Raw genomic sequence first — 14,018 nt, forward strand, 5'->3', positions numbered from 1 at the left:
TTGGAGGCATTGCGATTGCCCCATCGTCTTTTATGGGGATAAAGGATGCCCAATCACTTCATGCCACATCAACGACTGGCCCATTGTTCTTCAAGTGAAGCCTTTGCACACTATTTTTCAGTGCACACCCACCATCGGCAAAAGCTGGCAATCAAGCGAACTCATGATCACTGGCTGCCCAGCTTCTTACCCTGGATCTGAATAGTGCATCGGCTTCCTCCGTCCAGTTGTAGTTATCCCTTAAGTATCTGATCGTATGTTTTTCCACCTGTGTGTAATCTTGTCCGTCTGAAATTGTACCAAAAATCTTCTCCGCATCCGCTTTGCTTATGCGTCCATCTCCCTGACCAGCAATAGCCTCATCGGCCATGTTGAGTGTGGCAGCTTTGTACCTGTGGCCATCAATATGTCGGTAGTAGGAGATTTTCCTCAGCGCCAGCTCTTTGCTGACCTCTTCGAGTTCTCTTTCTTTCTCAGCCATTTCAACTTTCAACAGCGCTATTTCCTTTTTGAAATTCTTTGATGCGATAGCGTCCGCCTTTGATACATCATGTCTTCCTGAGGCTTGCTCGTTTGCGCTGACCTTGGCCATTGTAAGTTGCTCACGGAGTTGTTCTAGTTCGCTTTCTCTTTCGTTGGTGATGGAGTGTGCTGTTTTTAGTTCTTGCTTCAGGTTGTTTACTTCCTTGCCAAGCTGATCGTTATGACGCTGGAGTCTGTAATATTTGGCTTTCCAAAATCGATAGGTGAAAAAGACACCTATGAGGCACGAAACGGTAAGCAATGCGAGTATTTCTAAGATGGCCAGGATCATGGTTTTGAGGATATGAGTAAGGTTACTCGTCTGTTTTTAATTCTGTTCAGTTCTGAGGTATTGGGTACCAGTGGATTGGCCTCCCCTTGAGAGGTAAATGTCAACGCTGGCCAATCGATGGTGCTGGCCTTTAAGGCCGTCATCACATAGTTGGCCCTGCTGAGGCCCAGCTTCATATTGTAGGCTTCAGTCCCCAGGTCGCAGGTATAGCCCATGATGCTCACGTCTACCTTTCGGCCAGCCAGCAAGGGTTGAAGGCTATCAGCAAACTGCTTGACCGCCCCGGGGTGTATCATGTCCGCCGTGTTTATGTGAAAGGTGAAGGTCTTTGTCAGTTCGATGGGCATTGGCACTTCCGCCGCTGACTTGTCTTCCGCAGCCATAGATGTGACTTCTGCTGCTTTCTTGGGCAGCATCACCAGTTCCTTTTGTGAGTCAGTGTCAAACACTTTGATGTAGTTCACATACAGCCAGGTGCTGAGGGTAGACCAAACCGCAAACGAAACGACTCCGAGAAAAACGTTGATATTCATAGTGGCAGCATAAAACGATGAAATTGATATCACTTTGACCACGAAAAGACCGGAGTAGCCAAGAAACACCTCGAAAAGGGTTTCAAATGATACAGTAAATTTGGACCAAACTCCGCCGTGAAGTGTTTCACGTTCCTGGAAAAGAGTTACATAATTCACAGGTTCAGGCTTAAAGTTGACAATCCAAATGCCCCGCCAGTGTGTTGCCTCCGTTGTGGAGTGCATTGAAAGGAGGCCCCACAGCCAAAAAAGCTTCCGGTGCGGGTTTTTAATTTTCCCCTGCCCGACAAGCGACAATTTTGATAAACACGCCGCTTGAGCGGTCGATGAAGTATCTATTTCCTTAGCTATTCAATAACGATTTTGTCAGAAATGAAACTCTTTTAAAGCCCCATTACCACAAATAGTTATCACATTGATAACTAACATTTTAGCAATCACAAAAGACATCGTCGGTAGCGTGTCAAAATGCCTAATAGCGTTTACCAATATGGCTTCGACGACGACCTGGAAGAGCTTAGTCCTGTGCGCCATTGGTTTGTTCACGGTATTCTGTGGGCGTCACCTGATACACTTCTTTAAAACTTTGCGAAAAATAAGAGTGGGTTTCAAAACCAACGTTGAACGCTACTGTGGCAATACTTTCACCCGCCCGGATCAACTCCGCAGCTTTTTGTAGTCGATAGCGCTTTATCAGCTCATTTGTTGTAATGCCTAATAGCGATTTTACTTTTCGATTGAGCGTGCTATTGCTCATCGCCATCTCCCTTGCCACTGTTTCAACTTTCAGAGAAGTGTCATGCAAACTTCTATCCAGAAAACGATAGAACTTATCAATAAAGGCGTCGCCAACGCTCAATGCTGCTGTCGGTAGTTCAGTAGCCAGGAGTTGTTGCTGATAATGACTAATCAAATTACGTTGTTGAATCATTGCATTTTGGATACGCAATTCTAATTCGTAAAGGTGAAAAGGCTTGGCAATGTAGCCATCAGCGCCAGCTTCCAGTCCCTCAACTTTTGATTCCTGTGCCGTTTTGGCCGTGAGCAGGATAAAATATATGTGGGAGGTACGAAGATCTTGCTTGGATTGCCTGCATAATTCATAGCCATTCATTTCGGGCATCATTATGTCTGAAATAACCACATCAGGCAGCCTGTCCAAAAGTATCTCCCATCCCTCCTTTCCATTCCTTGCAGAAACGACAACGTTATTCTCCGAGAGGCTTTCCACAATGAAGGCCCGGAGCTCATCATTATCCTCAACAACCAGTACCAGCGGGACATTTTCCCCTGACTCTGCCGGAGTAAAACTAATGTCGTGTTGTTCCACATCATGCAGCGGCATTTTTATCACCGGCATATACACCGTGAAGCAAGACCCTTGTCCAACAACACTTTCTACAGTTACCTCGCCACCCATCAGGCTGACCAGCTCATTTACCAGTGACAGCCCGATGCCCGTGCCACCATGCACCCGGGTGGATGTTTCGTCTACCTGATAAAAACGATCAAATAACCTGGGCAACTGCTCTTCAGGGATGCCAATTCCTGTGTCCCTCACCTCTATTCTGAGTTGATCCCCCTGTCCTACCTCCACCGCAAAGTGAACCTGACCATGAGGTTCAGTAAACTTGATGGCATTGCTTAGCAGGTTTTGCAACACTGTCTCCAAATGAGTTTTATCAAACTGATAGAAGCCATCAAGGTTTTTGGATTCAGCTGCAAGCTCAATGTTTTTTGTTTGTGCAATTTCCTGAAACTGGTCGACACAAGATTTCACGAACGTGTCCAATCGCCCGGTAGAAGGATGAGATTGCATAAATCCTGATTCCAGTTTGGAGATATCAAGCAATTCATTCACAAGCTTCAAAAGGTGGCTCCCGTGGCGATAGTTATTTTCCAGAATGGATTGGACCTCTTTGGGGAAATTTTTGTCTCGCAGTTGTTTCTCCAAAGGTGAGAGGATCAGTGTGAGAGGAGTGCGAAACTCATGTGTGATATTTGAAAAAAATCTCGTTTTCATGTCGTCAACCTCTTTCAAACGAATATTCTCCCGCCTGTTAAACTCCTCTTCCTGCTGCTTTATAATCTTTTTTCGGTAGCCCCTCCAGTAGATGTAAACCAACGAAGAAAGAGCAAGGCCATATAGTGTAAAAGCCCACCAACTCAGCCAGGGCGGCGGAAGTACTTTGATCGTCAGTTCCCTGACATTGGTACTCCAGGTTCCATTGGTGTTGGAAGCATTCATGGCGAGGGTATAAGTCCCACTCCGTAGCTTGTCGAATTTTATTTTTCTGTCGGTACCGTTGTAAACCCAGTCCTGGTTATAACCACTCAGTTTATAACGATACTGGTTCTTTTTGGGGCCATTGAACTGCATGGCAGCCATTTCCAGCAAAAGCGAATTCTCCTGATAGCCAAGCTGAAGCTTTTGTAACTCGTTCAATGGAGCGGTAAGAATCGGATGGTCTTTGGAATAAGACTGTATCTGGTTGTTGATTGAAAGGCTGGTGATTTTCAGCTCAGGTTCAAAATCATCTTCCACAAATTCGTTTGGATCAAAAACAGAGTAACCTATGGTACCGCCAAGCGCAATTCTTCCATCCGGCAGTGTAAACGAATGGTGACGGTTAAATTCACTCTCTATCAGCCCATCTTGCTTATAATAGGCAGTAATCACTCCTGCCTTTTTATTTAATCTGCTGATGCCATTAAAAGTGGCCATCCATAAGTTGCCCAAACTGTCCGGCACAACTGCCCCCACACTGTTGTCTGAGAGCCCATCTTTGGCATTATAAACGTAGCTTGTTTTCTTTGTCGACTTATCCCATTTAACGAGGCCATCTCCTAGCGTAGCAATCCATAGGATATCGGATTGATCGGGGTCTTGAACAATGTCGATGAGGCTTGCATTGTCACTTGCCGGGGAAAAACGCTGAATGATTTCTCCATCTTTAACCTGGTAGAGGGTGTTGTTCACCGAGATCACCCACTGAAAATCATTGTCGACGATCATATCCGAAAGTACTTCCTCAGCCAGACTGTTGATTTCCTTCATTCTAACTTGTTCCGGAGGTGAGAGGTCATTGACCCAACTGTACATCCAACCATACTTTCCGAGTGCCCAGCGTTTATCGCTGCTTTCACCAAGCCCGACAAAGTATTCAATGCTGTTCTCCCCGGTTTCAACCGGTTCTAACTTCTTGTTATTCAGCTTAAATAATTGCCTGGGACCGTCGTAGTTGTAGTAGTCGTACTTTAAATACATCTGTTCTTTTCCTGTAGAAAAGTATCGGAAATCATATGCCCATTGATTGGCTTTCCAGCTAGCTGGCAATTCCTTGGCCGGAACACCAATTTCTCCCATGAGGATGTCGGCCACAAAATTTACCTTATATTCACTGGAGTGAAAAGAAGGGGTAAGCAGGTTCACTTTGTACAATCCTCCTGTATTAATTCCAACCCACAGCGTATTTGACCGATCAACCAAAAGGCCTGTTACGACAAATTTTTCCCGCTCAGGGTAAGCCCACAGCACCGTGATGCGGTCGTCCTTCTCCACTCTGAAAATATACCCCTGATATTGAAAAACCGGCCTTTGCTGAAGGTCGGTTGTCAAATTGAAAATCTTCGAATTATTTATTACCGGCACATTTGGCACAGAAAGTTCTTGATACCTATTGGTCGTTTCATGGTACATGAACATTCTATTTTCGTAGGCAAACAAGACTTTGCTGTCGGGCAAGCACACAACGGGACATTTGTTTCGTATTCCGGGCTCGTAGTTGAAATCAGCCGGAATGGGAATCAGTGTCAAAGAATCTTTTGTGGTTTTCGCCACAGCAAGGCCCCTATCCGTCATGTACCAAAAGCGACCCTTTTCATCGATGTCAAATCCATACCCAAACTCCGTGCTATCCTCCGAAGCGAAAATATCACTTACCTGTGTCAGCGTGGAGTCAATATGGTAGTACTCAGTACCATTCTTTACGAACCAGTTTTTCTTTGCATTGTCACTTACAAAATAGACAAACCGGGCAGCTTTTGGCCCCATGTTAAACTTGAAGTGCAGGTCATCGGATCTCATGAAGGGCTGTACGTCCCTTTGTACTTCGAAAGTCCTGGGGTTCATCAGATCAACCTTGTAATTAAAGTTCAGTATCCAAAGATTGTTGGCGTCGTCGATAATAAGATCGAGAATTTGAGAGGTAGACAGTCTGTTGGGGTCAGGCGAATTACTGTTGAACTGGAGAAATTGGTGCCCATCGAACCGGGCAAGGCCATTCAGCGTAGCCAACCAGATGAACCCGTCACCATCCTGGGCCAGGTAAGACACATAATTCTGCGGCAGCCCGTCTTCTACCTCGTAATGCACATAGTTGTTGTACACAGGATCAATCTGTCCGTAACAAGCGCAAGAGAGTAGTAGAACAAAAAGTAAAATGTTGCATTTGAACATCAAACTCAATATAGAAAGCAATTTCGGATTATCGTTGAAAAAGTATCATTCACCAGGATGGTTGATATGACCAACTTTGGAACCCCTACTACTCAGTGTACCTGGTGCAGAGCATATTGCTTGCAGCAGCCTTCCTGCGATGCTTTCTTCGAATGACTTGATAGATGCAGAACTGGCAAGTTCTTTATCAAAATCAACACCCCCCCTCCCTTCTACCAAACTTATTAATACCTTTGCGGCCTAATTCGGTAAAATATGATCTCAGTTGATGCGGTGGGCGTCGAATTTAGCGGCACTACCCTTTTTAGCAATATCACTTTCAATGTCAATCCCACCGACCGCATTGCCCTCATGGGTAAAAACGGCGCCGGCAAGTCTACCCTCCTCAAAATCATCGCCGGAGAAAGCAAACCCACCCAAGGCAAGGTAACGGCACCAAAAGAGGCAGTCATCGCTTACCTGCCGCAGCACCTGCTCACGGCCGACGAATGCACGGTGTTTGAAGAAACATCAAAAGCGTTTTCCAAAATCCTGGACATGAAAAACAGGATGGAAGAGCTGAATCACCAGTTGGAAACCCGCACCGACTACGAATCAGATGCCTACAGCAAGATTATAGAAGAGGTGTCTGAGCTGAGCGAAAAGTACTACAGCATTGAAGAGATCAATATTGATGCGGAAGTAGAAAAGACATTGCTGGGCCTCGGCTTCCTTCGGAGTGACTTCACCCGCTCTACCAGCGAGTTCAGCGGGGGGTGGCGCATGCGCATCGAGTTGGCCAAGATTCTGCTTCAAAAGCCCGACCTCATCCTACTCGATGAGCCCACCAACCACCTCGACATAGAGTCAGTGCAGTGGCTGGAAGACTTCCTAAAAAACAGCGCCGGTGGTGTGATGGTCATCAGCCACGACAAAGCCTTTGTGGACAACCTGACCAACCGCACCATCGAAATCACCCGTGGCCGCATTTATGATTACAAAACCAACTACTCCCACTACCTGGAACTGCGTAAAGAGCGCCGGGAACAGCAGCAGCGCCAGTTCGACGACCAGGCGAAGCAAATTGCCGACATCCAGGGCTTCATCGACCGCTTCAAAGGCACTTACTCCAAGACTTTGCAGGTGCAGTCCCGGGTGAAAATGCTGGAGAAGATTGAGATAGTGGAGGTGGATGAAGTGGATACTTCAGCGCTGAACATCAAGTTCCCTCCTGCCCCACGGTCGGGCAATTATCCGGTGATCGCCACCGATCTTGGCAAGTCGTATGGCGACCATGTCGTGTTCAAAGATGTCACACTGACCATTGCCCGTGGAGAGAAGGTTGCCTTTGTTGGCAAAAATGGTGAAGGAAAGTCGACCCTGGTGAAGGCCATTATGGGCGAGATTCCCGTCGACGGCACTTTGCAGGTAGGCCACAACAGTGAGATTGGTTACTTCGCTCAAAACCAGGCTTCGCTGCTCGATGAAAAGTTGACCGTCTTCGAAACAGTGGATGAAATCGCCAAAGGCGATATACGGTCACGTATCAAAGACCTGCTGGGCGCCTTCATGTTCAGCGGCGACACCATCGACAAGAAGGTGAAAGTGCTCTCAGGTGGTGAGCGCACCCGACTGGCGATGATCAAGCTGCTGCTACAGCCGGTAAACCTGCTTATCCTCGATGAGCCTACCAACCACCTCGACATCAAAACCAAAGACATCCTGAAAGATGCACTGAAAGCGTTCGAAGGCACACTCATCCTCGTTTCTCACGACCGTGATTTCCTCGACGGACTGGCGGCAAAAGTGTTTGAATTTGGTAACAAGCGGGTAAAAGAGCACTTCGAAGACATCAATGGCTTCCTGCGGAACAAGAAGATGGAGAATTTGAAGGAGATTGAGAGAACAAAATAGTCGGCAATTAACGAGGTCACTCTGTGCTGAACCGCACGGAGTAACCTCTTTAATCTTGGACACGCCTAACCTGACTTCGCTAGCGCTTTTTTGACTTTTCTCGTTTGTCTTTAAAATATGCTTCGTCAGCTACATAAATGGTCTTTTTCACCTCACAATAGACTATGCTCTTGTCTCTGTTGGTAAGTGACGTGGTTTTTACTATTTCGATTTCATTCTCTAAGCCAACTCTCTTTTTGATTTCATCGACCTCTTCCAATGAATATGAAAATTCGGCGTAGATGTTTTCCCGGGCCGGGCGCTTGAAGAAAATTTGTGCCGATTTGTCCCAAACCACAAAGTCGTCACCGATGAGGTTCATTAACTGCACCATCGGAATCGGGTCCACTGCCGCAAACATACTCCCTCCAAAAATGGAGTTGACATAATTTCGGTTCTTGTAACTAATGGGCAGCTTGATGCTCACCTCCATTAGATCATTGGAAACATAAATAATCTTAGCGGTGCTTCTTCTGTACATCGGTGATAGGTTGAACCCGTATTTGAAGAGTTTGGATTTACCTACGTACGTAGAGCCTATTTTTGCTATTGTTTGATATATGGACATGCTCAGCCTTTTTTTAATTCTCGCCAATCAGCTCAATATACGTAACAGCCCTTATCTCAGATATACTTCCGAGCAATCGTTGTAGCTGGCAGGCTCTATTATTTCCTTACCCGCACCTGCATTTTCATGAAATATCTACTTACGTAAAAAATAATAGCCCCTCCGACACCTTGTTCGACAACGTGATATATCGTGTTTTTCACCTCATAAAGTATCGATGTCTCGTGTGTGGCTGCCATTGCCAAGCCATGTGGAAACACCCATAAAACCCCAATGATGCAGCCATGCCTTATCCCTTTTGCCCAGGAGTTTTTCCCTTCCGTAGTTGAATAAATATAGGTCATTAAAAAAGCCAAAATAAAATAAGCGATCAAGGTGGTACCCAGCCCTTCGTGGTGCGGATGCATGTCCTTGTTAACGGTTGGCAATATCAAATTGTGGTAGAGCCCCCCTACTACCCACATGCCAAGTCCGGTTAATAGTGCAGAGGCAATAAACCACTTCAGTGTTTTTCCATTGCTCTTTGTTGAAATCTCATTCATAGTCATATCAGTTAGTAAGCTGTAAAATATATGACCGCAAAGCTCCCTTCTCGGCGAGTGGAAAACTTGAACAAACGGACTATTTCAAACTTGTCGAAGGCTTTATTCCAAAATTGTCCTTGAACGTTCTGGTGAGGTGCGGTTGGTCTGCAAATCCGCCAATAAATGCTGCCTGGGTTAAGCTATTTTGCTCATACATGGCAAAAATTGACTTTATCAGCTTGCTGTGGAGGACAAATTTTCTAAATGTCAGCCCCGTTTCCTTTTTAAACAATCGGTTAAAATGGCTTACGGACAAACAAACCTGAGGTGCCACATCATTTACCGATAGTTTCTCTGCCTCGCTCTGCATAATCAATTGAAAACTCTCCATTACCCTGCTGTCAATATCAATATGATCACAGTTTGACAGCGGAATCGACGAAACAGCATGTAACAGCTCTTTGATCTTTTGTGGATCATTTCCTTCCTGATAAAACCAGTCTTTTATTTGCCCGACAACTGAATCGAAATCAGCTATATCCAGTACTCTGACAGCACACTGACTGTCTGACAATTTCAAGCCTTCGCTCGTGTACGGTACAATATGAATAAATGCCAGATAGTCCGTGTTTCCACTCTTAAGGCTATAGCTAACATTCTTCTGTACTAAGGCAGCGCTGTAGACATCCTCATTATGTCCTGCTAGCTTAATACTGAAAGTCTCGCCAAATGAAATAATCACTGTGACTGCGTAGTGCTTATGAAAATCAGACTGGATGTTCTTTCCTATAAAAATGCCTCCAATGTCTGAAAACCCTATCTTAAAACTTCTCTTCGCCATTCAGGAGGAACATTTGGTTTTTTCTTTCAATGCGGGGAGAATATTTCGAAAGACTTTCATTTTTCAATGGCCATTTTACCGAATATGTGTGCCACCAGGCTGACAATCTAGCCGATTTTTCGGTTTTGAAAAAAAGTAACACTATAAGCTAATTATGGAACATACCCTTTGTTCAAAAATAAAAGAGTACTAATTCAAAATCTCTACAGAATCAGATCGTAAATTGATGCAAGATTTTTCCTATTTTCCATCTATGCTCCTGCGCATTTACCAGGTTACTGCCACCCTCTTCGCCATTTCGGTGCTGCCTCTCACTGCACAAAAAATAGAAAAAGCTAGCTGGGAGCTTGTGAGCAGTGAAAAACAATTAAGCATTTACACCAGAGCATCCGACGGATCATTGATCAAGGAAATTCAGATCGTCACTACCATTGAAAGCACTATGCAGAGGGTGACCGACCTGCTCAGCGATGTCCCCAACTACAAGGCTTGGGTATATAAGTGCAATGATGCCAAAAGGATCAAGACGACGTCAGCTAACGACTTTCACTACTACGTTGAGACGGCCCTTCCCTACCCTTTCAGCAACAGGGACTTGTCGGTGCACTCCGTACAATGGTGGAACAGGGAAACTGGTGTCTACCACTCTCGTTCAGTCGCCGCTGCCAACGCTGTTCCGCAGAAAAAGGGAATTGTACGAATAACAGAATTTGAGTCGAAATGGGAGATAAAGCCAAGCAACGATGGCAGGGTGGATATTGTTTACACTGCCTTGGCTAACCCAGGAGGAGAGATACCTGTTTGGCTTGTCAATATGCTCATTACCAGGGGCCCTCTTGAAACAATGCAGAGGTTTACTGAGCTTGCCAGGGTGTTTGAAAGCAGCGAAGACTGACCACACCACTTTTTAGCTTCTATTGTCTGGTAGCATTTTACTCTATGGTGCTTATCGCAACGATAGTTTTTTCTCAGCATTTTTTAATTCGGATAAATTTATCCGAATTAAAAAATTGTTTTATATCTTTGACACAAACAAACCACAATGTTCTCAAAAGCCTGTGAATATGGAATCAGAGCCACCTTGCACATCGCCCTTTTGTCGATGGATGGCGTGAGGGTAAGCCTGAAGGATATCGCCAGAGACATCGACTCTCCGGTTGCCTTCACAGCCAAGATTTTGCAACAGCTAGCCCGCAACAACATCATCGATTCGGTGAAAGGGCCTATTGGTGGTTTTGAAATCCAGAAGGATAAAATAGCGTCTATCAAACTGAGCCAAATTGTATTTGCGATAGATGGTGACAGCATTTATCGGGGATGCGGCTTGGGACTTAAAGAGTGCAATGCACTGAAGCCCTGCCCCTTGCACGAAAAATTTGTACTGATACGTAACGATTTGAAGGAAATGCTGGAAACAACCAGCCTGTATGAACTAACAAAAGGCCTTGATGTTGGTCTCACTTTTCTGAAACGGTAAAAAAATTTGATTCTTAACAAGATAAAAAGGTCTTAAATTCTTAATAATGAAATTCAAGCAGCTGTCATTACCCCTATTCATTTGTCTTGCTTCCAGCACTCCTCTGGCAGCACAATCGGTAACGACCGACAACTGGTACATGAGTCCCGGTATTATCGGCACGTTCATCCTGATTACCATTGTCCTTTTCATTGCCGTGATCACATTAACCGCCCGGCTGAATGACTATGTTGGCAAGCTGAAGAAAAGAAAGCAGGCCAGGCAGCGGCTGGCGTTTGCTGAGGAGCTCATTGGCCTGGAAGCTGGAGAAATAGATGCGATCCTTCAAAAACGAAAAGCTGCCCTGCAATACCATCTTGAGGGAAATGAACTTGGCAGCGATCTGGACGCAGAAGACAGCCACGGGCTAATTGACAAAGTTACCAGCGAGCCGGAAAATCCATTTTTTGACGAAAAAAAAAAGACGCCGATAAGCCTTGAAACTCCCTGGGAGCTCAAGAAGATTATCATTTACTACCTGGGCGCTGCTGTTTGCTGGCTGCTGGTGGGCACGCTGGTCGGCCAGTATGCAGGTATGAAGTTCGTGTGGCCAGACATGGAGCACACTTCGTGGCTCTCGTTTGGGCGACTGAGGCCTGTGCATACCAACACGGTGTTTTGGGGATGGGCCTCCATGGCCATGATAGGGCTGGCCTACTTCGTAATAGCACGGACATCTAACACCACCATTCATAGCTATAAGAAGGCCTGGATCGCCTGGGGGTTGTTCAATCTATCGGTGCTGCTTGGCAATATTTGCCTGATGGCTGGCATCAACAACGGTGGCGGGGAATACCGAGAGTTCATTTGGCCTGTCATGTTGCTATTCGCTGCCGGGCTGTTCATTACTTTCCGAAACTTTTACCTTACCGTAGCTCACCGCAAAATATCGGAGATCTACATTTCCAACTGGTTCATTCTGGCCTCTCTCACCTGGACGATCATATTGGTGCTGATAGCCTACCTGCCATTTTATCAAAATGGCCTGGGGGAAACCATCATACAGGGCTATTACATGCACCAGGGGGTGGGCATGTGGTTCATGACCTTCTCGTTGGGGCTTGTCTACTACTACCTTCCCTTCTCTTTGAACAAACCCATCTACTCCTACTCGCTGGGTGTGCTGGCTTTCTGGACACAGATGCTATTTTACACCCTCATTGGCACGCACCACTTCGTATTCAGTCCGCTGCCCTGGTGGTTGCAAACAGTAGCCATTGTGTTTAGCGCAGGCATGTTTATTCCGGTGGTAACGGGCACCACCAACTTCCTGATGACGATGAAAGGAAGCTGGAACCATATCTCCAAAAGCTACGTGCTGCCCTTCTTTCTTGTCGGTGTCATCTTCTACTTTGTGGGCTCTACCCAGGGGAGCCTGCAGGCATTTCGCTTCACCAATTTTGTCTGGCACTTCACAGATTTCAACGTGGCCCATTCGCACATGACCATGTATGGCATCATCACCTTTATCCTGTGGGGCTGCATTTACCATATTTTGCCCAAGCTAACAGACAAGGAGCCTCCTCAAATATTGGTTGGTGCACACTTCTGGATGGCCTTCATCGGCCTGTTCGCCTACATGGTTTCTCTGATGGCTGGTGGCACGCTGAAAGGGCTAAGCTGGATCGACGGGCATCCCTTTATCGAGTCAGTGATTTTGATGAAACCCTTTTGGGTTTGGCGGGCTATTGGTGGCTCCCTCATGTTTGTGTCGCACATCATCTTCGCCCTCAATTTTTACTATATGGTAAAGAAAGAAGCCCCTGCGGAGCTGCCAGTCTCCAATCACCTGAAGAAAATAGTAGCCTAAAACGACGCACCCATGTTCAATTTTCATAAAGACCATAGAACACTTATCAACACAGCACTGGCTGGCTTTCTGCTCCTCAGCCTCGGTATAGCGGTGCTGCCTGCCTACCAGATGCAGGACGTGGAACCCCTTCCCAGCCAACCGCTGTTGACGGAGCAGCAACTGAAGGGACTCAGCATATACATATCGGAGGGCTGCGTAGCCTGCCACACACAGCAGGTTCGCAGTATAGAAATGGACAAGATGTGGGGTGGCCGGCCATCGATGCCCTCCGACTACTACTTCAGCAAACAGAGGATGGACATCTGGAGACAATCGCCCTCTCTGCTCGGCAGTGAGCGCACCGGCCCCGACCTGACTAATATCGGTAAACGACAGCCTGCAGAGCAATGGCATTTGCTGCACCTGTACAACCCCAGAACCGTAGTGAGCGAATCGGTGATGCCTGCATATCCATGGCTTTTTGAAACAAAGGATGCTTCGGAAATTTCGGATAATGATGTGACAGTCCCTGTTGGTAAGGAGTTTTTTAACGACGCCAGCCAGCAAATAGTGGCCACCGAAGACGCCCTTGCATTGATCGCTTATCTACAGTCGCTGAAGCAAGCAGAACTACCTGGTGGCACTACTCCGGCCTTTATCGCATCCGCAAAGAAGGCACCTGCGAATGCGACTGCGGAGCAGGCACTTGACCTGCCCGACGGCGCCAGCCTGTACACCCAAACTTGTGCCGCCTGCCATCAGACCACGGGCAAGGGACTGCCGGGCGCCTTCCCTCCCTTGTCTGGTAGCAGCATTGTGAATGATGCCAACTATGAGCTTCTGGTCAAGATCATCCTGCAGGGGTACGACGCACGGAGTGAGTTCGGTCAAATGCCAGCCTTTGCCAGCCAGCTTACCAACGAGCAAATAGCGGCCATTGCCAACCATGAGCGAAACAGCTGGGGAAACAGTGCCGCAAAAATTTCGGCAGAAGACGTGAAGAAAATAAGAGAGATGGTAACACCCGCAAATGACTAAG

At 46.5% G+C, this 14,018-nt stretch carries 11 protein-coding genes; 5 read left to right on the forward strand and 6 right to left on the reverse strand.

What is annotated here, in order from left to right; genetic code table 11:
- Positions 1-151: 151 nt before the first annotated feature.
- The 3 genes from GC130_RS03420 to GC130_RS03430 form a co-directional block, all read right to left on the reverse strand.
- Positions 152-814, reverse strand: a complete 663-nt coding sequence (locus GC130_RS03420) for a hypothetical protein (protein ID WP_151996862.1) — start codon at positions 812-814, stop codon at positions 152-154.
- Positions 811-1,506, reverse strand: a complete 696-nt coding sequence (locus GC130_RS03425; RefSeq protein ID WP_193217755.1) for an OmpA family protein — start codon at positions 1,504-1,506, stop codon at positions 811-813. The genes GC130_RS03420 and GC130_RS03425 overlap by 4 nt, the downstream gene beginning before the upstream one ends.
- Before the next feature lie 358 nt (positions 1,507-1,864).
- A complete protein-coding gene (locus GC130_RS03430) occupies positions 1,865-5,806 on the reverse strand; it encodes a hybrid sensor histidine kinase/response regulator transcription factor (RefSeq protein WP_151996864.1) in 3,942 nt (1,313 codons plus the stop codon).
- A 255-nt stretch (positions 5,807-6,061) separates the two neighbouring features.
- On the opposite strand from GC130_RS03430, the gene GC130_RS03435 reads away from it, so the two are divergent.
- The gene (locus GC130_RS03435; protein ID WP_151996865.1) at positions 6,062-7,699 is read left to right on the forward strand and encodes an ABC-F family ATP-binding cassette domain-containing protein; all 1,638 of its coding nucleotides are present in this window, start codon (positions 6,062-6,064) and stop codon (positions 7,697-7,699) included.
- Positions 7,700-7,778: 79 nt separating this feature from the next.
- On the opposite strand, the gene GC130_RS03440 is transcribed toward GC130_RS03435, so the two are convergent.
- From GC130_RS03440 to GC130_RS03450, 3 genes are all read right to left on the reverse strand, one after another.
- Complete coding sequence (locus tag GC130_RS03440) at positions 7,779-8,306, reverse strand: DUF4442 domain-containing protein (RefSeq protein ID WP_151996866.1); 528 nt, start codon at positions 8,304-8,306, stop codon at positions 7,779-7,781.
- 98 nt (positions 8,307-8,404) lie between these two features.
- Complete coding sequence (locus GC130_RS03445; RefSeq protein WP_151996867.1) at positions 8,405-8,848, reverse strand: hypothetical protein; 444 nt, start codon at positions 8,846-8,848, stop codon at positions 8,405-8,407.
- A gap of 79 nt (positions 8,849-8,927) precedes the next feature.
- On the reverse strand, positions 8,928-9,671 hold the full coding sequence (locus tag GC130_RS03450; protein ID WP_151996868.1) for an AraC family transcriptional regulator: 744 nt from the start codon (positions 9,669-9,671) through the stop codon (positions 8,928-8,930).
- A 226-nt stretch (positions 9,672-9,897) separates the two neighbouring features.
- On the opposite strand from GC130_RS03450, the gene GC130_RS03455 reads away from it, so the two are divergent.
- The 4 genes from GC130_RS03455 (at position 9,898) to GC130_RS03470 (ending at position 14,017) form a co-directional block, all read left to right on the forward strand.
- A complete protein-coding gene (locus GC130_RS03455) occupies positions 9,898-10,566 on the forward strand; it encodes an START domain-containing protein (protein WP_151996869.1) in 669 nt (222 codons plus the stop codon).
- Between the two features lie 147 nt (positions 10,567-10,713).
- Complete coding sequence (locus tag GC130_RS03460; protein ID WP_151996870.1) at positions 10,714-11,148, forward strand: Rrf2 family transcriptional regulator; 435 nt, start codon at positions 10,714-10,716, stop codon at positions 11,146-11,148.
- A 46-nt stretch (positions 11,149-11,194) separates the two neighbouring features.
- Positions 11,195-12,997, forward strand: coding sequence for a cbb3-type cytochrome c oxidase subunit I (locus GC130_RS03465; protein ID WP_151996871.1), 1,803 nt, complete (start codon positions 11,195-11,197; stop codon positions 12,995-12,997).
- Between the two features lie 12 nt (positions 12,998-13,009).
- Positions 13,010-14,017 carry a cbb3-type cytochrome c oxidase subunit II gene (locus tag GC130_RS03470; protein WP_151996872.1) on the forward strand — a complete coding sequence of 336 codons (1,008 nt, stop codon included), beginning with the start codon at positions 13,010-13,012 and terminating at the stop codon, positions 14,015-14,017.
- The last annotated feature ends 1 nt before the right edge of the window (position 14,018 follow it).

Source organism: Imperialibacter sp. EC-SDR9, from assembly GCF_902498805.1.
In the GTDB taxonomy this organism is placed as follows: Bacteria; Bacteroidota; Bacteroidia; order Cytophagales; family Cyclobacteriaceae; genus Imperialibacter.

Excerpts from the sequence above, each read along its gene's own strand:
- GC130_RS03450 (WP_151996868.1), bottom strand. The coding sequence starts at position 9,671 with ATGGCGAAGAGAAGTTTTAAGATAGGGTTTTCAGACATTGGAGGCATT.
- GC130_RS03420 (WP_151996862.1), bottom strand. The coding sequence starts at position 814 with ATGATCCTGGCCATCTTAGAAATACTCGCATTGCTTACCGTTTCGTGC.
- GC130_RS03435 (WP_151996865.1), top strand. The coding sequence starts at position 6,062 with ATGATCTCAGTTGATGCGGTGGGCGTCGAATTTAGCGGCACTACCCTT.
- GC130_RS03455 (WP_151996869.1), top strand. The coding sequence starts at position 9,898 with ATGCAAGATTTTTCCTATTTTCCATCTATGCTCCTGCGCATTTACCAG.
- GC130_RS03430 (WP_151996864.1), bottom strand. The coding sequence starts at position 5,806 with ATGTTCAAATGCAACATTTTACTTTTTGTTCTACTACTCTCTTGCGCT.
- GC130_RS03440 (WP_151996866.1), bottom strand. The coding sequence starts at position 8,306 with ATGTCCATATATCAAACAATAGCAAAAATAGGCTCTACGTACGTAGGT.
- GC130_RS03460 (WP_151996870.1), top strand. The coding sequence starts at position 10,714 with ATGTTCTCAAAAGCCTGTGAATATGGAATCAGAGCCACCTTGCACATC.
- GC130_RS03445 (WP_151996867.1), bottom strand. The coding sequence starts at position 8,848 with ATGAATGAGATTTCAACAAAGAGCAATGGAAAAACACTGAAGTGGTTT.
- GC130_RS03470 (WP_151996872.1), top strand. The coding sequence starts at position 13,010 with ATGTTCAATTTTCATAAAGACCATAGAACACTTATCAACACAGCACTG.
- GC130_RS03465 (WP_151996871.1), top strand. The coding sequence starts at position 11,195 with ATGAAATTCAAGCAGCTGTCATTACCCCTATTCATTTGTCTTGCTTCC.